We start from the raw sequence: 18,286 nt of genomic DNA, 5'->3' as shown, positions 1-18,286 counted from the left end.
TTTTTTTTAACCGCCAAAGAAACAGAATATTTTGCTGAATTTTTTAGATTACAAAATGTAAAAATTCCTTTTACGGTAAAGTTATGCTTTAATGTTTCGAACTGTTTTTATCTTTTATTTCCTCATAGTCCACAGTCTCTGCGTCCCATTTTACTTTTTTTTCAATATTAGTATTTGAGTTTTTGATATTCTCTTTCTGAGCTCGCTCTTGAGGTTTGAAGCCTGTATATTTATAAAATTTGTTGAAAAAAATTCTTTTCAGAATATTCCAAACGAAAAATAGTATTATCGTGATGAGGACGAATTCGAATAAGTATTTCATTACGTTTAAATTTATATTTTACTAAAATTTTTAGTTTGCCCTACATAAATATTCTCAATCTGGAGAATATATTAATTTTTCAATATTAATTTTTTCCAACATTATTGTAAATATCAAAAATCTTCTTCATTTGAGTTTCTCTGTAGGGTAATTTATTAATTTCATTCTTACTAATGTTTGGAAAGCCTGAAAATAATTCTACCAATTGTTTTTTATATTCTTCGTTACGCATGATTGTATTGTCCGCCAAATATTCTTTAAAATTTAGAGGTATTATTTCTTTTTCGGATTCTTTTTTATAAAAAAATCTTACCACCTCATTTTTATAAAACTTGTAGAGATTTATTTTGCCTGTTAGTAAAACTTCTAGCCATCTCATTTCCAAATTGTTTTCAAAATTTGGATTTGTTGAAAGTAAAGGAATATTGTTCGATGACGCAGACATATCTATCATTACCTCTACGAAGATAAATTTTTTCTTACCTACCCAAAATTGTTTTAAATTTTTGGTGGAAATGTTTTCTGTGGGTGCGTTTTCAAATTTTTTAAATACTAAATAATCGGGAGCATATCTATAAAGAGATTTGCTGATTAGACATTCAATTTTTTCATCATCTTTTGTAATGAATTCTCCTTTTTCAAAACCAGATTGTGAGAACACAAAATCTGAAATTAGAAGAAAGAAGACAACTATAATATTTTTCATTAAATGTAAAATATTACTTTCCAGACGGATTCACCATTACAGAAGAATTTGAAACGCTCTTCATACTCTGAGACTGCTTTCCGTCTGAAATCGTTTCCACCTGAGTGGTTTTTACATTGATATTCTGATGGGTAATCCAGCCTGTATTTTGGTCAAATTTAATCGTTCCGTTTTGTGCCAATTCGCTGCTCATGCTGTGCGTCATTTCGCCTTGAGATTTTTTCTCCTCTTTTTTGGGAATTCCTCCAGTGATAGAAATTTCAGCGATTCCATTTCCTACACTTTTCAGCACATAATTAGAAACTACTTTGAATTTTCCACTTTCATCAGCATTCTCACTTGTAGACCATTTTTCACCAATTTTCACTCCTTTTTTAGGGATAATTGTTAAATTTTTAGCAAACTGATCTTTTAGAACTTTTTCATTAAAGCTTTGTTTAAGACCTGCTACAGCACTTGCTTTCTGGTTGGCATCTTTTATCAATTTTCCAAGCGCATTTGAAATTTTGGTATAGATTGCATCAAAACCAGTAATTGAGATTACATTTCCTTTGCTGTCCATCTTCATGTTCAGTTTGTTACCAGTCAACGCACGGTTTACATTCCAAATCATTTTCAGATTATCCTCTTTAGGAATTGGAAGTTTCGTATCAACAACAATCGTTTTACCATCAGCACTTTGAGAGCTTCTTTTTCCAATAAGATTGATGGTGATATCGTAAATTCCACCTTTCACATCATTTACTGTAAAGCTCATTTCATCAGTAGATTCGCTGGTTCCATTCAAGGTTTTCCCCTGTGGATCAGTCATTGTTTTAACGTCTCTTTGGTAAGTCGTAAGAGGATATGTTTTACCCTTTTCTAATTTAAATGATTGTGTAAAAACGCCCAAAGAATCTTTGATGGCCGGGTTTGCCTGCACTTTGTTCACAGAATCTGCCGGAACCTCTACGGTAATGGTTTTTCCGGTTTTTGGGTCAACTTTGGTAATGGTTGCCGTCTCTTTTTTACAAGAAACGATCGCTAAAGAGATGAGTGCTATTGCTGCTATATTTTTCATAAATAGAATTCGATTTTTGAGAAATTCCTTCTTTTAGATTGGGAAAAAAAATACCTTTTTAAATTTTAATTGATTTTTACTAATTTTTGTCTCATCGCTTCGTAAAGAATTGCTCCACAAGCTACAGAAACGTTCAGTGACTGAGTTTTTCCTTCAATTGGAAGTTTTATTTTTTCGTCTGAATGATGAAGAACTTCTTTTGAAATTCCTGTTTCTTCATTCCCCATAACGATTGCGCAAGGTTCAGTGAAGTTGACGTCGTAAATCAATTTTTGCGCCTTTTCGGTTGCTGAAAATACAGAAACTCCGCTTTGCTGAAGGTAATCAACAACGTGAGCCAAATTATTTTCTTTGCAGATTTTGATATTATACATCGCTCCCGCAGAAGTTTTGATTGCATCAGAATTGATTGGTGCTCCACCTTTCTCCGGAATGACAACCGCGTGAATTCCCACACATTCTGCTGTTCTGCAGATAGCCCCGAAGTTTCTCACGTCAGTTAGTCTGTCTAAAATCAAGATAAAAGGTACTTTTCCTTCCTCAAATAATTCTGGAATAATATTTTCAATTTTGTGAAAAGGCACATCTGAAATAAATGCGACTACACCCTGGTGGTTTTTTCTTGTAAAACGGTTCAGTTTTTCAACAGGAACATAGTTAGGACGAATTTTATATTTTGCTAAAACCGCCTTCAGTTCTGCATATATCTCTCCCTGCAAAGCGTTTTGCACAAAGATTTTATCAATCGTTTTTCCTGCTTCAATAGCTTCTAATACGGGACGTAGTCCGAAAATGAAATCATCCTTTTTACTAGGCTCTGAATTTCTGAATTCAGGTTTTGAGTTTTTATGTTGAAAATCTTCCAAAATTTTATATTTATTATTTAAATGAATAAAAGTGTCTCTTTCACTTTTTACTTGATTCTTTTTCCGCGGCTCGTTTAGAATTTCTCTCCTAAAATAGCTCTCTTTTGCGCCATTGCATAGCCGTAATGTAGGCTTTCATGCATGTTGTTGAAAATGATTGCGTCCTGAATGCTTTTCAGATCCATGCCAAAACTTGTGGTATAGGGCGTGTAATCTGAAAAGAAATCACTGTCGTAATCCTTCATTAAAATCTTTGAAGTTTCAGTTAAGAGAAATTCCAAATCTTCTACTTCAGACTTCTGCACATTCAGATTGGGCATTGTTCCTTTTTTGTAAGTTTCAATCCAGTAATTATCAATTCTGAACGGATTTCCGCTTAGGTAATAATGCAGCAATTGCTGTGTGGCAACGGTGTGGGCAATATTCCAATACAGATTGTTATTAAAACCATCGGGGATTAATAAAAGGTCTTCGTGAGAAGTGTCCCGCAAGATATCCAAAAGGTTTTTTCTAACCTGTCTGTGAGCTTGAAAATGATAATTCATGTTTCAAAAATTTAATCACCAAAAATAGTTTAATAAACTGAAAATGACAATTTTTGAACAGGGGTTTAAAGTAAAATTTATGTATTTTTTATGATTTTATAAATAAAAGAAATGCAATTAATGATTTATGTGATTCCGAATCTGTCTGAGTGACTGTAATATTTAACAAATTTTAACTCAAAAATGGCATTCATTGTGTTGATTAGTGCAAGTATTTATCAGAAATTTACCACTTATTTTAATTTAAACTATGTCAGATTCATATCAAGCAGAAGACATTCGTCAACTCACGGAAAAAGTAAGAGAGCAAAATTATTTCTTTTCACTTTTGAGGCAGGAGATCAACAAAGTAATTATCGGACAGGAATACATGATAGACCGACTTTTGGTTGGGTTGCTCGGTAACGGTCACGTTTTGCTTGAAGGAGTTCCTGGGTTGGCAAAAACATTGGCGATAAAAACCTTGGCAGAAGCTGTTCATGGTGATTTCTCCAGGATTCAGTTTACGCCGGATTTACTTCCTGCAGATGTTGTAGGAACCATGATTTATAATATTAAAGAAAACGATTTTTCTATAAAAAGAGGTCCCGTTTTTGCGAACTTCGTGCTTGCAGATGAGATCAACAGAGCGCCTGCAAAAGTGCAGTCAGCACTTTTAGAGGTGATGCAGGAAAAGCAGGTGACGATTGGTGACGAAACGATGCATTTGCCAAAACCGTTTTTGGTGTTGGCAACGCAAAACCCGATTGATCAGGAAGGAACTTATCTTCTGCCGGAAGCGCAAAGCGACCGTTTTATGCTGAAATGTACCATTGATTATCCGGAATTTGAGGATGAAAGAAAGGTCATGAGAATGGTTTCTACATCTCATCAGTACGACGTAAAACCTGTGATTTCGTTACAAAATATTGTTGAAGCAAAGTCAATTGTCAACCAGATTTATTTGGATGAAAAAATTGAGAAATACATTCTTGATATGGTTTTTGCAACCCGTTTCCCTGAAAGATATGGTCTTTCTGAACTGAAAAATTATATCAGTTTCGGAGCATCACCAAGAGCATCGATCAACTTGGCCATTGCTTCAAGAGCGTATGCATTTTTAAAAGGAAGAGCTTTTGTAATTCCTGAAGATGTAAAAGAATTGGCAAAAGATGTTTTAAGACACAGAATCGGATTGACTTTTGAGGCAGAAGCTGAAGAAATAACTTCTGAAGAAATTGTGAATAGGATTTTGGCTAAAATTCAGGCTCCGTAATTTAATTTTAAAACTGAGAATGTGTCAGCTTAAAATTTTCTCATGAATTTTTTGGCATTTTCAAATTCTCAAATTAGCATGTTTTCAAATTGTTTATGGAGATAAAAGACATCATAAAAAAAGTAAAGCAGATAGAAATCCGTACTCGCAAGAAGACGGAAGCTTCTTTGATGGGGCAGTATCACAGTGCTTTTAAAGGACAGGGTATGACTTTTTCTGAAGTACGCCCATATCAGTTTGGAGATGAGATCCGCAGAATCGACTGGAATAAAACAGCGCGTTTTCGTGAGCCTTTCGTGAAAGTGATGGAGGAGGAGCGTGAACTTACGATGATGATTTTAGTTGATATTTCCGCTTCAATGGATTACGGAACAAAAACCCAGCTGAAAAGAGAATATGTTGCAGAAATAGCGGCAAGCTTAGGGTTTTCAGCTGCCGGAAATAATGATAAAGTGGGACTGATTTTATTTGCAGACAAGGTTTACAAAGTGATTCCGCCGCAAAAAGGAAGAAAGCATATTTTGTCAATTATCAGCAATATTCTGACGGCAGATTACGTCCCTACGGTTTCTAAAATCGATAAATCTTTAGAATACATGATGGGAATTTTCAAAAGAAAATCATTGGTGTTTTTACTTTCAGATTTTGGAGATGCTTATGATTCTAAAATGTTGAGAGTCGCTTCAAAAAAACATCAGCTTTTGGGAATGAGAATTTTTGACGATAAAGACAACGAAATTCCTGACGTGGGATATACACTTTTCAGCGATGTTGAGACGGGAAAACAGGTTTGGGTGAATACTTCAAACGCAAGATGGAGATATACTTTTGCTGAAGCTCAAAAGCAGAAAATAAGAGCTTTAGAAGAAGATTTCGCCAACAGTTCAGCAAGCTTTATGAATATCGGTACTGGCGATGATTACTCAAAATTGTTGTATCATTACTTTCAGAAGAAATAAATTTAAATTAAAAAATAAATTAGGCAGTAGCCGAAATTGACTATTTAGAATTGAAAAAATTAGTATTACTCTTATCATTTTTCATCTGTGCAAACGCTTTTTCGCAGATACTTTCCTCGAATCTTGAAAAGAAAACCTTGGCTCTCGGTGAAGTCAATCGCTTTACTGTGAAAATTGATAATCTCAACAATCAGGAAGTAAAAGCTGCCCCAAAGGACGAATTGCTCCCTTTTCATTTGGAGGAAATTAAAGACAGTATCGGCACTCAACCCAATTCATACCAAAGAAGTATTGAATTTGCAGTGTTCGAAGAGGGGACTTATTCGATTCCGGAACTTGAATTTAAGGTAGGAGAAAAAGTTTTAAAAACCATTCCTTACGAGATTGAAGTGGTGAACACAGCCCAAAAAGGTGATGTCATCAATGATATCATGAATAATAAAGATGTAAAACTTGATGTGACAGATTATTGGCAGCTGTATAAATGGTATATTTTAGCTGCTTTGGCTTTGATTGCCCTCATAATCGCAATTTTTATGATTGCTAAATACGGCAGAAAATCAAAAGATTCTCCTGTGGTAGCAACCAATCAGACGTTAAAAGAACTGGATTCTTTAAAAAAGAAAAAATATATCGAAGACGGAAATTTTCGTTCGTTTTATGTTGAGCTAATTGATATTTCAAGAAATTTTATCGCAAAACAGTATAGAATTCCTGCAGATGTTTTGCTGACTGATGATTTGGTTCATCTCATGAAAGAAAACAATACCATTTCGCAGGACAATGAGAAAATTATTGAAGATGTCTTTTTTCGAGGTGACTTGGTGAAATTTGCCAAAACTTTTCCTGATCAGCAGACAATGGAAAAAGATTTTAACGAGATCAAAGACTTTGTGAAAAGATCATCAAAGGATATAGAATTTGAAAACCTGAGAAAAGATGTTTAGTTTTGAATTCTACAGTCCGTGGTTTTTACTGCTGTTTGTTCTGTTTATTCCTTTATTGGTAAGAGATGTAAGCAGAAAGAAACTGAAAGGAATTAAGGTTCCTACTGTTGACAATATGAATGCGAGCAGCGGAATTGTACCCGTTCTTTTTTTACTTAAAGTATCAAAATACATTATTCTTTCTTGTCTTTTCATTGCGATGGCAAGACCGCGAACGTTTACCATTTCTCAGGATAGAGATGATACGAAAGGTGTAGACATTATGTTTGCGGTGGATGTTTCGCTGAGTATGCTGTCTAAAGATCTTTCGCCGGACCGGTTGACAGCATTGAAGGAAATTGCCATTCATTTTGTGGAAAAACGTCCGAATGACAGAATTGGTGTCGTAACCTACGCTTCCGAAGCTTTTACTAAGGTTCCTGTAACTTCAGATCATCAGGTGGTCATTGATGAGTTTAAAAATCTGAATACGGCAGAACTCTATCCCGGTACAGCCATTGGTGAAGGACTTTCTGTTGCAGTAAATCATCTTCGTACAAGTAAAGCAAAGAGCAAGATCATCATTTTGATGACCGATGGTGTAAACAATGTGGAGAATGCAATTCCACCGCAGGTTGCCGCTGAGCTGGCAAGAAATAATAGTATTAAAGTTTATTCAATTGGGTTAGGAACAAACGGCATTGCTTTAATGCCGACTGCGGTTGACCCTTTTGGAGATCTTGTTTTTAGTGAAACGCAGGTGCAGATCGACGAACCAGTGTTAAGGGAAATTGCTCTGGAAACCGGCGGGAAGTATTTCCGTGCTACCTCAAACAGCAGTTTGGAGGAAGTTTATGCTGAAATCAACCAGCTTGAAAAATCTGATGTGAAAGTTTCTAAACTTTATAATTATCAGGAATATTTTAAGATTTTCCTTTGGGTTGCTTTGGGAATGCTGTTTTTAGATGCATTATTAAGATGGGTATTATATAAATTTTTAAGCTGATGGAATTGTATTTAGGAAATTATTGGTACTTATTACTTTTGTTGCTTTTGCCTGTCTTGTCTTTTTTTCTCATCCGATATTTAAGATGGAAAAAGAAGAGCAGAGATTTGTTTGCAGAAAGTCGTTTTCAGGAAGCTTTATTTGAAAAAAAATCAGGATTTATTAAAATTTTTCCGGTACTATATTTTGTTGCGACATTGTTTTTGATTTTCTCGATTATTGATTTGTTGAGCGGTTCTAAAGAGGTGACGACCAATCAGAAATTTAATAATGTGATTTTTATGCTGGATGTTTCCAATTCGATGAATGCGGAAGATATTGAGCCGAACCGTTTGGTTGAAGCAAAAAATCTTGTGATTCAAACCATGCAGAAGCTCAAAAACGATAAGGTAGGGATGATTATTTTTGCGGGTCAGGCGACTTCAATTATGCCGTTGACAACTGATTATAATTCTGCAGAAACTTATATTAACGGTGTCGAAACCACTTCAGTGAAAATTCAGGGAACAGATTTTCTGAAAGCGATGGAGACCGCTGTTGATAAGTTTAAAGATATCAGTAAAGGATCAAGGAAAGTAGTTCTCCTAAGTGATGGTGAAGATAATGAGGGGAACGATAATGCAGCTATTAAACTTGCAAATAGAGAGGGGGTCATCGTTACTTCAGTAGGGATTGGTTCTGATGAAGGTGCGCCGGTTCCAGACTACGAGTTTGGGCAGCTGATGGGTTATAAAAGCAATATGAATGGGCAAACTGTAATCTCTAAAAGACAGACAGAAGCACTTCATAAAATGGCAGAATCAACGGGAGGGAGCTATATTGATGGAAATAATATCAATGAGGCACCAGATAGAATAATAGAGGCGTTAAACAAAAAAGCATCTTCTACGGAAAGCATCGTTAAATCTCAGAATGCAAATCATTACTATCAGTATTTTTTGGCAGTTTCTATTTTCTTCTTTCTCATTATTTTTCTATTTAATCCTAAAAGAGATTTTAATGTGTAGAGCAATTTTAGTTCAATAACTTGTATAACTAAATGTTGATTTAAAATTAATTTAGAGGCAGTGAAATGTAGTTTAATGAGTTGGAGAATTCTTATGGTTTGTATTTGTGAAAATCTTAATACGGTGAATACTTTAACCCAATTTTAACAATTACTAGACTGTTTCTTAACATATAAAGGAATAATTTTGCAAGTGATGAATACTAAAATTTTATTTTTATCGTTGTTGATGGCTTTCTCGTTCTCAAGCATATTGTTTGGGCAGAAAAACTATAAGACTTTGGTCTATGAAGGCAATCAGAAATTCAGTGGTAAAGATTACGACGGTGCATCATCAAGATATATGGAAGCCGTAAAAACTAACGAGAAAGACTTTACGGCGCACTACAACTTAGGAAATGCTTTATATAAAAGCAAAAAGTATGAAGAGGCGAAAGCAGAGTTTGAGAAAGCACAAAGCCTTTCACAGACCATTCCAGATAAAGCAGCGGCTTTGCATAATTTGGGTAATACATATATGCAGATGGAGCAACCTGAAAAGGCAGCAGATTTTTATAAGCAATCGCTGAAGCAGGATCCATATAATGAGGCAACGAGAAAGAATTTTGAGATTGCCAAACTGAAAGAAAAAGAAAAGCAGCAAAAGAAAAATCAGGACAGCAAATCCGGTAAAGGCGGCGGAGGAGACGATCAGCAGAAAAACAAAGATAAAAATGGCGATCCTAAGCAGGAGAAAGGACAGGGCCAGAAGAATGAGGGAGAAAGTCCTGAAGGTGATCAGCCTGACAAGGATAAAAATAATCAGGGCAAAATGCCTAAAGATCTTGAGAACTCCATATTGAATAAAGTAAGCGAGAAAGAAAAGGAAACCGCCAGAAGAATTTTAAACAAGAATTCCTACTCAATGCCTCAAAGCAATGAGAAAGATTGGTGATGAAACAAAAATTATTTTACATATTGTTCACTTTTGTGTCCGTAATTGCTTACGGACAGGTAGAGCTCAACATGAAGCCTGATAAAAGTGATTACAATGGTAAAGAAATTGTAAACCTGATCATCACTTTAGAATTAAATGGTGATAATTTGGTACAGCAGAGTAAGATTCAGTTACCGGATTTATCTAAATTCAATATCATAGGTAATGGATCATTTAATCAGGGAGTCAGAGATCCAGAAACTAATCTCGCTGTAGAACAATATATTACCAAAATCGCACTTGAACCTAAACAGAAGGGGAAAATAAGAATCGGTTCTGTATTGGTCACAGTCAACAATAAAATCTATAAAACGGAGCCTTTTGATATCTTCATCCGTGATGTTGAGAAAAAACCAATTGCGAAAAGCACAGATAATGATGTGTATCTCAATATGGAAATTGAAGATAGGGATGTCTATCAGGATCAGCCTACTGTGGCGGTTTTAAGAGTGTATTCGCGAAATATCGACAATCTCCGAAAAGTAAAAAACATTCATCTTCCTGAGCAGGACAATATCAACGTACACGCCGTCAACTTTCATAAATCTGAGATTGATCCTTCAGGTTATGGAAATATGCCGTCGCAGATTTTAGCGATGTTCATTGTATTTCCAAACGAATCGGGAAATGTGGAAGTACCATCTGTTTCAGCTTCGGTAAATTCTTACGCTCATAAAAACAAGATCGTTTCCAATAAAGTAAAACTGAATGTCAAGAAACTTCCTGAAGGTTCGCCGGAAGGTTTTAAAAATGCTGTAGGAAATTTCACGGTGGATGTTTATCGCGAGTCGAGAGAGAAAATAGAGGCTAAAAAACCTGTCAATGTCATTTTAAAAGTTTCTGGAGAAGGAAATTTAGTAAATATGCATTTGCCAAAAATTCAAAGCTCTCCCGATTATGAAGTTTTTACACCGAAGATTACTTCTAAAGTGATTGCAGGAATAGATGGAATGAAAGGTTATGTACTAGCTAATTATGTGCTTATTCCTAATAAAACAGGTGTACTTCAAGTGAAAACTGAAGAATTTGCATTTTTTAATCCTGTTGAAAAAGAATATGTAAATCTCGGTCAGGAAAATTTAAATCTTACTGCATTTTCACACGATCAAGTGCTGGAAGCACGTACAACGGTTGAAAAAGTAAATGAATATACCAATACTTTATTAGAAACTGTAAACAGCCCGGTTTTAAAAACAACAACATTTAAAGTAAAGGAAAAAAGCAGATTCAATTGGCGTGTTGTATTTATCAATCTTGGTATTCTTTTAGGATTATTTTGCGCCTATCTCTTGTTTAAAAATTGGCAGAAAAAACGAATTAAAATTAAAGAAAAAAAAGCTCCGAAAGATTTGGGATCAGTTGCTGAAACCGAAAGAGAAATAAGAGAAAGTTTGAAAACGGATGTTGGAGATTACTTCACTTATCTTGAAAACCTAAAAGACAGTCAGAGTTTTGATCAGTTTTTTAAGACTTTTGATGAGTTGGATTCTGAAGTGAGAAATCAATATTTTCAAAGCTCAAAAGATGAGTTCAGAGTGTTTTTGGAAAACTATAAGGGAAATTCTGTAGCAGAGGAATACAGAAATCTTTCCCAGAGAATTCAGATAGAAAAATTTACTCCTGTAAAATCTCAAGATGCAATTGGTGAACTTCTGAAAGATATTATCAATTTGTATTCTCAGATTAGTAAATAATCATTTTTTATTCATAATTTTGCGAAATTAATAATTATTGAATAATGGAAGTTCTTCAGGATTTTTCTTTCAAAGAAACAATGACTTGTTTTATGGTACTTTTTGCGGTGATCGACATCATCGGATCTATTCCTATTATTGTAAGTTTAAAACAGAAATTCGGACAAATTGAAGCGAAAAGAGCATCAGTAACTGCTGGATTGATCATGATTGTTTTTCTTTTTGTAGGAAATAAGATCCTGAAATTCATTGGGGTAGATGTCAATTCATTTGCAATTGCGGGTGCTGTGGTTATTTTCATCATTGCTTTAGAAATGATTTTGGGTATTGAAATTAATAAAACAACAGAAGCAAAAGCTGCATCAATTGTTCCAATTGCTTTTCCTTTGGTAGCAGGAGCAGGAACTTTGACGACAACTTTATCATTGCGTGCAGAATTTAATGACATCAATATCATTCTTGGCATCATTCTCAATACAATTTTCGTATATTTGGTGCTGAAATCAGCGCCTTGGTTAGAAAAGAAAATGGGAGAAGCGACTTTGTCGATTTTACAGAAAGTTTTCGGAATTATCCTGTTAGCAATTTCAATTAAATTATTTACAGCAAACTTTGCACAATTAGTGCAGAACTATATTAATTTTTAAGTCATGCAGAAGTTTTATAAAGTATTTTTAATTGTATTTATTGTAATTATCGCCATTAATATTTATGCGATAGATTGGCATTCTGAAATATCATCAGAAGATAATATGAAGTTTGTAATTTCAATTATCTGCGGTGTTGTCGGGTTGTTTTTACTTTTTATCCTGAATACATGGAGTAAAATAGGAGTGAAGAAATAATCATTTTTATGATAAAAATATACTCCTCTTTCGGCTTCTGAAAGAGGATTTTTTGTTTAGAAAATAGATTGATATACGCTGTTTAAAATCACACAGATTATTTCTTTAATCATCAGCATAACTTTCATAGCATCCATAAAATCTTTCACATCAAAACATCAATTTGAAAAGCAAAGGTTTTTAAGAACTGCCTCAGATTTTAATTCAGTTTCTCTCCATTCTTTTTCAGGATTACTTTGTGCGGTAATTCCGCCACCAACGAACAGATGGATTGCATCGCTGTAAAGCTTTGCACATCTTAGATTGACAAAATATTGGATGAAGTTATCCGTTTCAATTCTGATATATCCGGCGTACAGTTCTCTCGGGTATTTTTCAAATTCCTCAATTTTTTCTTTACAAAAATTTTTAGGAATTCCGCAAACGGCTGGTGTGGGATGAAGTTCTTCAATAATTGAGTCAAGATCTTCAGGATTAATCTTTAGCTTAAAATCAGTTCTCAAATGTTTAATGTTACCTGAAATATGATCGTGAGTTTCGGATTCCTGAATTTCAGAATTTATTTTAAATTTTTCTAAAACATTTCTGATGTAAGACGACACCGGTTTTTGTTCTTCAATTTCTTTAGCCGTCCAGCTTTCAGATACCGGAATGGTTCCCGCTAAGCTCATTGTTTCAAACTCGTGAGTTGTTTTATTGAATTTTCCTAAAACTTCTGAGAAGGCGCCAATCCATGCGTTTTCACCTTTAATAAAAATATATCTGAATGCATTCGGATACGATTGGCAAAGATTTTTAAAGCTTTCATCCAAATTGATGTCTTTAAAATCTTTAAAAATTTTTCTTCGTGAAAGAACCAACTTTGGAAGATTATTTTCTTTAATAACCTTAATGACTTCCTGAAGTTTTTCTACATATTCTTCATGAGTTTCTGCTGAAAAAACCAATTCTGTGTTGGTTAATAATTTGCTGGAGAGAGTTTTAGGAATGTTATTTACTTCAACAGTATTTCCATTAAAAAGTATACTTTCAGTCTGGTCAAAAGATTTGAAAATCACTACTTTTTTATCTGAACTTTCGTCTGTTGAATAGAGTTTTTCGTCAAAAGGAAATTTGAAGTAAATCATAAATTAGATGCTTTATGAAAACTATTATTTGGAAATAACATAAGAAATTCCAAGATTCAGTTTTCGTTCAGCAAAGGTATTATTAGTCTTAAAAATGTCAAAATCAAACGAGCTGTTTTTTAAAGATAAATTATTTAATGAATACTGCTGATAATCTGCTATTATCAGTACTTTCGGTAAAACCCTATATTGAACACCGAATGAAAATCCAACATTTAATTGATTGCTTTCAAAATCATCAATCTTATTTACAACATTGTTTTCAGGAACTAAAAATTGCATTGTATAGCTGTTTTTATTCACAGCAATACCAACAAAAGGTCTGAATTTTCTCCATACATATAAGATTTTCAGCTGTGCTGAATATTCAAAATGTTTATTGGTAAATCTCTGAAAAAGCAAAGGTTGGCTGTCTTGCGTGAAATAAAACCCATTCAGATAAGTATCTTCTTTATTCGCATCCAGATCAAAAGTTGAGTTCCAGTGATAGACATTGGCGGATATCATCAGATATAAATTTTTACTTACACTTTTAGAAATCCAGATTCCAAGATTTTGCCCGAATTGTTGCTTGTCGCTGCTGAGTTGTTTTGCCCAACTACTGTTTTTAAAACCAATTCCTCCTTCAATACCGTATTGAAAACTTTGGGAAAAAGTTTTTTTCGGTGTTGTTGTTTTATTTATTTTAAAAATTTTGTTTTCTACAAGTTGATGTTTTACTGTGGGTATTGAAATTTGAATGTCATTTATCCTGCTTTTTACTGCTTTCTCCAAATACACCGTATCGTAAACAATTACTTGTTCATAAACAAATATCGTGTCTGTTTTCGTTCTTTGAGCCTGTGTGGTTTGCAGTAGTAAAACTGTGAAAACAAAAATAATGGTTCTTAAAAACATGTTTGAGTTATTAGTTTTCTCTTTCAATAAAAATAGTGTCTCTCTGGATGACTTTTTTTACAACAATGACTTTTTTGGGAGCAATAATAGCGGAATCTTTTGAATGCAATTTTGTTTCCTTTGAAAGAATTGCTTTGGCAACTGTCTTTTGATTTTCTGTTTCTTGTTTTAAATTGATTTTGGTAAATTCTTCGTTTTGGACATTGGTTATTTTGTTAGCTTCTGCTTTTGAGGAATTGTTATTTAAACCATTTTTTATTTCATTTTTACTTGAAGATTCATTTTTAGAAATTGGTTGTTTAATTGCTTTATTTTCTTCAAATGCTACGATTGAAATGATAAGGGTAATCAATAATGTTGCGGTAATAATCAGTTTTTTCTGGAAATTCTTAGTGGAGCCAGAAAATGAAACAGTATTGAAAGAAATATCGTCCGGAATTGAAAAATTACTTGATGGAGTAATTTTAAAATCTGCAAATTTGCTCTGAAAAGTCTGCGCCCACATCAAGCCACCCAATCCCAGAAATATAAACAGTTGTGTGATCTTATTATTTTTCTTGGGAGTATTCTGATTGACGAAATTGTTTAATAAATACTTCTGAACAGATTTTTTTGCTCTTAACAAATGTGATTTTGAAGTGTTTACATTGATGCCCAATAATTTTGCAATCTCCTGATGAGAATTGTTGTCGATAAAATATAAATTGAAAACCGAACGGTGATGCAATGGCAGACTGTCTATAGACTTCAACAGTTCTTCTCTGGTGAAATCATAAGTTAAAACGTGATTTTTTTCTGTGTCAGAGTTATTCATTTCGATCAATAGTTCAGGGATTTCTGATATTTCTGTGGAGACGAAAGTTTCTTTGCAGCTGCTTCTTAAATATTGCAAAGCGTTATTAACAACGATGGTTTTAAGCCAGCCAAATAAAGCTTTTTCGTCTTTCAGCTGATGGCTTTTTTGCATTGCCAGAATAAAACTGTCCTGCAAAAGATCTTCCGCAGTCTGTAGGTCTGCGATATATCTGCGACAAATCCCCAAAAGTTTTGGGGATAAATCGACATATATTGTATTCCAATCTGTTTTTGTCTTAGGCATCGGTTTAGTTTTCTACTACATGGATGGAGTTGAAAGTTCCAGTATAATTGATAGTTCCGTTTTGCAAACTGTTTATATTTTGAGACTCTACACCATTAATAAACACTTTTCCGTTATAGGTACTATTTTGAGTGTTATATTTTATCATGTAAATATTATTATTAAGAACAAACAAATCCTGAATGAAAGGCAAAGCTGAAAATGTTGGATTAATTACCGTATTATTTTTGAAATAGCTTATTCCGTTACCATAATATGTTGTGTATAAATCGTTTGTTGATTTGTCAGAAACTATCTTCCCGTAAAAAGGAAGTGATGCAGTATAATCACCAATTAATGTTTCTGTATTTGTAGTGATGTTTTTAGAATAATACTTAGAGTTTTTCTTATAGAGAATGTGTAACCCATTATTATTTTTTGCAAAATTGAAGACATAGTCGGGATTATTCAGTGAATTGTATGTTGTATTCTTAAAATATCCCCTGTCAATGTTTTGGTTATTATCTACAACTAATGCAGAAACATAAACATCCGAACCATTTATAAAAACACCTTCAGCAGATGGAATAAACTGGCCTTTTCGAAGCAAGGTTTTCACTCCGTTTTTCCAGTAACAAAGCTCATATCGTTCTAACGAACTTGCAGGGATTGGGTTTTCCACGTAACCGGCGAAATAGATGTCTCCATTGTTTACAGCAAAACCGGTTATATCATACTGTACATTATTTTGAATACTCAGATACTGCTTGATTTCAGTCTTTACATTATTTTTCCAAAAATATTGTATTGATTTATACGATACAGGATTGATACCCAAGCTCCCTGTTACATAAATATTATTGTTTTCAACCTTAATCTCTATTGGAAGTAAATTATCACCATTGGTGAGATCAGTTTTTACATTATTTTTCCAAAAGCAGGCTTTGCTGTTTTCTCGCCCCGCAACATATACGTCATAAGATTGAGGTGTATTTTTTTCTGTAACCTCATTTGTATCAAGGTCATTGCTGCAAGAATTAAAGAGTGATAAGATTAATACAAGAAAAGGTAAAAGTAGTTTTTTCATAAGTTTTTGTTTAAAAGTTTATACTAATAAGATGTAGAAAACTCAAAAGGTTGCAGTAGTTTATTGAAATAAAACAGGTTTTGTGCTCTTTGGTATTTTCACAATGTGATAAGGTTGCGTGACAACTGAAGTTGCGTTTCCTGTGAGAAGTTTTTCAAGATCAACGACAATGTTTTGCGGGTTCTCATCTACGGTAATAATGTCAATAGAATGTCCTCCGTTTGAGAAAACCTGATCAAAAGTTGCAATAACCATAAACTGGTTGAAATCGATGTTGGTTTCTGTAAAACCACCTGAAATATTATTGACAGAGTCTAAGCTATTAAGGAGTGCAGTCCATTGTGCGGTAGTTGTAATGACTATATTTTGCTGAGAAACATAGCTTCCTGAAAGATTTCCTTTGCCAATTGGCTGCGTAGTTATTGGAGTTTTATATTCAATGTTGTTTTCATTATCATCGCAGGAGTTTAATATAAAGAAAAGTGAACAAAAGAACAGAAGTAGGTAATTTTTCATAATTGATCATTTTTTGGTTACAATTATAAGATGAAAAAAACTCAAAAGGTTGCAGCAAGTATATAAAAAAAGGCTCAAATAAATTGAGCCTTTTAAATATTATCTGTTAATTATATTATTCGTCATGGTTGTATGATTGATCAACTGATCTTTTTCATCACGTATTTCAATTTCTGAAACGTGCATTGTTTTTCCTTTCCTGATGAATCTCGCAACTGCAGTCACGATACCGTCTTTTTTGCTTCGTAAATGATTGGAATTGATATTGGTTCCTACTCCAAAATATTTACTACCATCAATGAAAATATTAGAAAGACTTGAACCCATCGTCTCAGCCAATACACAACTTGCGCCACCATGCATAATCCCAAAAGGCTGATGAATATTTGGGGTAACCGGCATTGTTGCGGTCAATGTTTCGTTTTCAAGATCGATATCGATGAAGTGTATGTCAAGGGTTTTTGCAAAAGTTTCTTCCCCCCAATTGTTGATGAATTCTAATATCTCTTCTTTTGTTTTTCCTTCTGTATACATATAAGTGATGAATAAAATATAATGTGTAATCTGGGTTCTAGCTAGCGCCTTCTGTGTCGTTTCCTATAATATTAGGATTCCAGTTCGATGGAATTTTGGGTCCAATGTCGTATTTGATATAATAATTCTGAATTTCTTCCATGATTTCAAGGAATGTAGCAGATTCAATTCTTTCGTAAGGAATCGTATACCCGAGGTAAACAATATTTCTTTTAAAGTCTCCGGCAGCCAAAACGATGGGAACTTTTGCTGCCAAGGCCATGTGGTAAAAACCTTTTCTCCATTTCGGAACCCAGCTTCTGGTGCCTTCCGGAGTTATTACGAGACTGAAATCGTCTTTTTTAAATTCATTAGCCACAAAATTAATCAGATCATTTTTCTGACTTCTGTCAATCCCGATTCCTCCTAAACCTCTGACAACAGAACCGTACCAAGCTTTCGTATGGGCATCTTTGATAATGATTTTCAAAGGTTTTCCTAAAGTCCAATAGGCAAGATTTCCCAAAAGATATTCCATGTTGTGTGTGTGAGGAGCTACAACAAGAATACATCGGTTGAGACTGTTGACATCGCCCTGTAAAACAACTTTCCAACCTAGAATTTTTAGCATCAGTTTGCCAATCAGCTTTTTCATGAATTTAATTTTAAAACAAAAAAGTATAACCAAACAATGGTTATACTTTACAAATATATTGAAATATTATGTCTCTTAAAATAATCCGCTGATTAAATCTGCGATTTTTACTGCGATTTCTAAAACTACTTGTACCATGATTCGATGTTTTTGTGTTGGTTAATTTTTTTACGAATATAAGACAATTTTAATATATAAACCACTAATTGATGAAAATTTTTGCTAATTATTTGAGAGTAGAAGGGTG

General features: G+C 33.8%; 21 protein-coding genes. 9 read left to right on the top strand and 12 right to left on the bottom strand.

Annotated elements, in window-relative coordinates; genetic code table 11:
- Positions 1–88: 88 nt before the first annotated feature.
- From AR685_RS06435 to AR685_RS06415, 5 genes are all read right to left on the bottom strand, one after another.
- Positions 89–322 carry a hypothetical protein gene (locus AR685_RS06435; protein WP_059124064.1) on the bottom strand — a complete coding sequence of 78 codons (234 nt, stop codon included), beginning with the start codon at positions 320–322 and terminating at the stop codon, positions 89–91.
- An 85-nt stretch (positions 323–407) separates the two neighbouring features.
- Positions 408–1,028 (bottom strand): hypothetical protein, encoded by a 621-nt coding sequence (locus tag AR685_RS06430; protein WP_059124063.1) that lies wholly within the window; start codon positions 1,026–1,028, stop codon positions 408–410.
- 13 nt (positions 1,029–1,041) lie between these two features.
- Positions 1,042–2,088, bottom strand: a complete 1,047-nt coding sequence (locus tag AR685_RS06425; RefSeq protein WP_059124062.1) for a DUF6263 family protein — start codon at positions 2,086–2,088, stop codon at positions 1,042–1,044.
- A 65-nt stretch (positions 2,089–2,153) separates the two neighbouring features.
- On the bottom strand, positions 2,154–2,954 hold the full coding sequence (gene rlmB, locus AR685_RS06420; RefSeq protein WP_052187630.1) for a 23S rRNA (guanosine(2251)-2'-O)-methyltransferase RlmB: 801 nt from the start codon (positions 2,952–2,954) through the stop codon (positions 2,154–2,156).
- Positions 2,955–3,028: 74 nt separating this feature from the next.
- Positions 3,029–3,499, bottom strand: coding sequence for a DinB family protein (locus AR685_RS06415; protein ID WP_047442534.1), 471 nt, complete (start codon positions 3,497–3,499; stop codon positions 3,029–3,031).
- 250 nt (positions 3,500–3,749) lie between these two features.
- Here AR685_RS06415 and AR685_RS06410 point away from each other — a divergent pair, with 250 nt between their 5' ends.
- From AR685_RS06410 to AR685_RS06370, 9 genes are all read left to right on the top strand, one after another.
- Positions 3,750–4,754, top strand: a complete 1,005-nt coding sequence (locus AR685_RS06410; RefSeq protein ID WP_047442535.1) for an AAA family ATPase — start codon at positions 3,750–3,752, stop codon at positions 4,752–4,754.
- 95 nt (positions 4,755–4,849) lie between these two features.
- Positions 4,850–5,713 carry a DUF58 domain-containing protein gene (locus AR685_RS06405; RefSeq protein WP_047442536.1) on the top strand — a complete coding sequence of 288 codons (864 nt, stop codon included), beginning with the start codon at positions 4,850–4,852 and terminating at the stop codon, positions 5,711–5,713.
- Positions 5,714–5,763: 50 nt separating this feature from the next.
- Positions 5,764–6,660, top strand: coding sequence for a BatD family protein (locus AR685_RS06400; protein ID WP_059124061.1), 897 nt, complete (start codon positions 5,764–5,766; stop codon positions 6,658–6,660).
- Entirely contained in the window at positions 6,653–7,645 is a 993-nt protein-coding gene (locus AR685_RS06395; protein WP_047442538.1) for a VWA domain-containing protein, read from the top strand. Before AR685_RS06400 ends, AR685_RS06395 begins: the two co-directional genes overlap by 8 nt.
- Positions 7,645–8,652, top strand: a complete 1,008-nt coding sequence (locus AR685_RS06390) for a vWA domain-containing protein (protein WP_059124060.1) — start codon at positions 7,645–7,647, stop codon at positions 8,650–8,652. The genes AR685_RS06395 and AR685_RS06390 overlap by 1 nt, the downstream gene beginning before the upstream one ends.
- Before the next feature lie 195 nt (positions 8,653–8,847).
- Positions 8,848–9,585, top strand: coding sequence for a tetratricopeptide repeat protein (locus tag AR685_RS06385; protein ID WP_052187638.1), 738 nt, complete (start codon positions 8,848–8,850; stop codon positions 9,583–9,585).
- Entirely contained in the window at positions 9,585–11,321 is a 1,737-nt protein-coding gene (locus tag AR685_RS06380) for a BatD family protein (RefSeq protein WP_059124059.1), read from the top strand. The genes AR685_RS06385 and AR685_RS06380 overlap by 1 nt, the downstream gene beginning before the upstream one ends.
- A 44-nt stretch (positions 11,322–11,365) precedes the next feature.
- Entirely contained in the window at positions 11,366–11,968 is a 603-nt protein-coding gene (locus AR685_RS06375) for a MarC family protein (RefSeq protein WP_047442541.1), read from the top strand.
- Between the two features lie 3 nt (positions 11,969–11,971).
- Complete coding sequence (locus AR685_RS06370) at positions 11,972–12,166, top strand: hypothetical protein (protein ID WP_059124058.1); 195 nt, start codon at positions 11,972–11,974, stop codon at positions 12,164–12,166.
- Between the two features lie 158 nt (positions 12,167–12,324).
- Here AR685_RS06370 and AR685_RS06365 read toward each other — a convergent pair whose 3' ends face one another.
- From AR685_RS06365 to AR685_RS06335, 7 genes are all read right to left on the bottom strand, one after another.
- A complete protein-coding gene (locus AR685_RS06365; protein ID WP_059124057.1) occupies positions 12,325–13,293 on the bottom strand; it encodes a chorismate-binding protein in 969 nt (322 codons plus the stop codon).
- A gap of 24 nt (positions 13,294–13,317) precedes the next feature.
- A complete protein-coding gene (locus tag AR685_RS06360; protein WP_059124056.1) occupies positions 13,318–14,190 on the bottom strand; it encodes a hypothetical protein in 873 nt (290 codons plus the stop codon).
- A gap of 10 nt (positions 14,191–14,200) precedes the next feature.
- The gene (locus tag AR685_RS06355) at positions 14,201–15,289 is read right to left on the bottom strand and encodes an RNA polymerase sigma factor (protein ID WP_082671894.1); all 1,089 of its coding nucleotides are present in this window, start codon (positions 15,287–15,289) and stop codon (positions 14,201–14,203) included.
- Positions 15,290–15,293: 4 nt separating this feature from the next.
- Entirely contained in the window at positions 15,294–16,355 is a 1,062-nt protein-coding gene (locus tag AR685_RS06350; protein WP_047442546.1) for a hypothetical protein, read from the bottom strand.
- A gap of 60 nt (positions 16,356–16,415) precedes the next feature.
- Positions 16,416–16,871 carry a protease complex subunit PrcB family protein gene (locus AR685_RS06345; protein ID WP_052187645.1) on the bottom strand — a complete coding sequence of 152 codons (456 nt, stop codon included), beginning with the start codon at positions 16,869–16,871 and terminating at the stop codon, positions 16,416–16,418.
- A gap of 99 nt (positions 16,872–16,970) precedes the next feature.
- Positions 16,971–17,405 (bottom strand): PaaI family thioesterase, encoded by a 435-nt coding sequence (locus AR685_RS06340; RefSeq protein WP_047442547.1) that lies wholly within the window; start codon positions 17,403–17,405, stop codon positions 16,971–16,973.
- Positions 17,406–17,442: 37 nt separating this feature from the next.
- Positions 17,443–18,039, bottom strand: coding sequence for a 1-acyl-sn-glycerol-3-phosphate acyltransferase (locus AR685_RS06335; protein WP_047442548.1), 597 nt, complete (start codon positions 18,037–18,039; stop codon positions 17,443–17,445).
- Between the last annotated feature and the right edge of the window lie 247 nt (positions 18,040–18,286).

The sequence above is a fragment of the Chryseobacterium sp. JAH genome, assembly GCF_001507335.1.
In the GTDB taxonomy this organism is placed as follows: domain Bacteria; phylum Bacteroidota; class Bacteroidia; order Flavobacteriales; family Weeksellaceae; genus Chryseobacterium.
This window is presented reverse-complemented; position numbering and strand designations above follow the sequence as displayed.

Bases quoted from the DNA above. Each gene is read 5' to 3' on its own strand.
- AR685_RS06415 (WP_047442534.1), bottom strand. From the start codon at position 3,499: ATGAATTATCATTTTCAAGCTCACAGACAGGTTAGAAAAAACCTTTTG.
- AR685_RS06405 (WP_047442536.1), top strand. From the start codon at position 4,850: ATGGAGATAAAAGACATCATAAAAAAAGTAAAGCAGATAGAAATCCGT.
- AR685_RS06410 (WP_047442535.1), top strand. From the start codon at position 3,750: ATGTCAGATTCATATCAAGCAGAAGACATTCGTCAACTCACGGAAAAA.
- AR685_RS06370 (WP_059124058.1), top strand. From the start codon at position 11,972: ATGCAGAAGTTTTATAAAGTATTTTTAATTGTATTTATTGTAATTATC.
- AR685_RS06365 (WP_059124057.1), bottom strand. From the start codon at position 13,293: ATGATTTACTTCAAATTTCCTTTTGACGAAAAACTCTATTCAACAGAC.
- AR685_RS06385 (WP_052187638.1), top strand. From the start codon at position 8,848: ATGAATACTAAAATTTTATTTTTATCGTTGTTGATGGCTTTCTCGTTC.
- AR685_RS06340 (WP_047442547.1), bottom strand. From the start codon at position 17,405: ATGTATACAGAAGGAAAAACAAAAGAAGAGATATTAGAATTCATCAAC.
- AR685_RS06345 (WP_052187645.1), bottom strand. From the start codon at position 16,871: ATGAAAAATTACCTACTTCTGTTCTTTTGTTCACTTTTCTTTATATTA.
- AR685_RS06430 (WP_059124063.1), bottom strand. From the start codon at position 1,028: ATGAAAAATATTATAGTTGTCTTCTTTCTTCTAATTTCAGATTTTGTG.
- AR685_RS06380 (WP_059124059.1), top strand. From the start codon at position 9,585: ATGAAACAAAAATTATTTTACATATTGTTCACTTTTGTGTCCGTAATT.
- AR685_RS06350 (WP_047442546.1), bottom strand. From the start codon at position 16,355: ATGAAAAAACTACTTTTACCTTTTCTTGTATTAATCTTATCACTCTTT.
- AR685_RS06425 (WP_059124062.1), bottom strand. From the start codon at position 2,088: ATGAAAAATATAGCAGCAATAGCACTCATCTCTTTAGCGATCGTTTCT.
- AR685_RS06360 (WP_059124056.1), bottom strand. From the start codon at position 14,190: ATGTTTTTAAGAACCATTATTTTTGTTTTCACAGTTTTACTACTGCAA.
- AR685_RS06395 (WP_047442538.1), top strand. From the start codon at position 6,653: ATGTTTAGTTTTGAATTCTACAGTCCGTGGTTTTTACTGCTGTTTGTT.
- AR685_RS06375 (WP_047442541.1), top strand. From the start codon at position 11,366: ATGGAAGTTCTTCAGGATTTTTCTTTCAAAGAAACAATGACTTGTTTT.
- AR685_RS06435 (WP_059124064.1), bottom strand. From the start codon at position 322: ATGAAATACTTATTCGAATTCGTCCTCATCACGATAATACTATTTTTC.
- AR685_RS06335 (WP_047442548.1), bottom strand. From the start codon at position 18,039: ATGAAAAAGCTGATTGGCAAACTGATGCTAAAAATTCTAGGTTGGAAA.
- AR685_RS06390 (WP_059124060.1), top strand. From the start codon at position 7,645: ATGGAATTGTATTTAGGAAATTATTGGTACTTATTACTTTTGTTGCTT.
- AR685_RS06355 (WP_082671894.1), bottom strand. From the start codon at position 15,289: ATGCCTAAGACAAAAACAGATTGGAATACAATATATGTCGATTTATCC.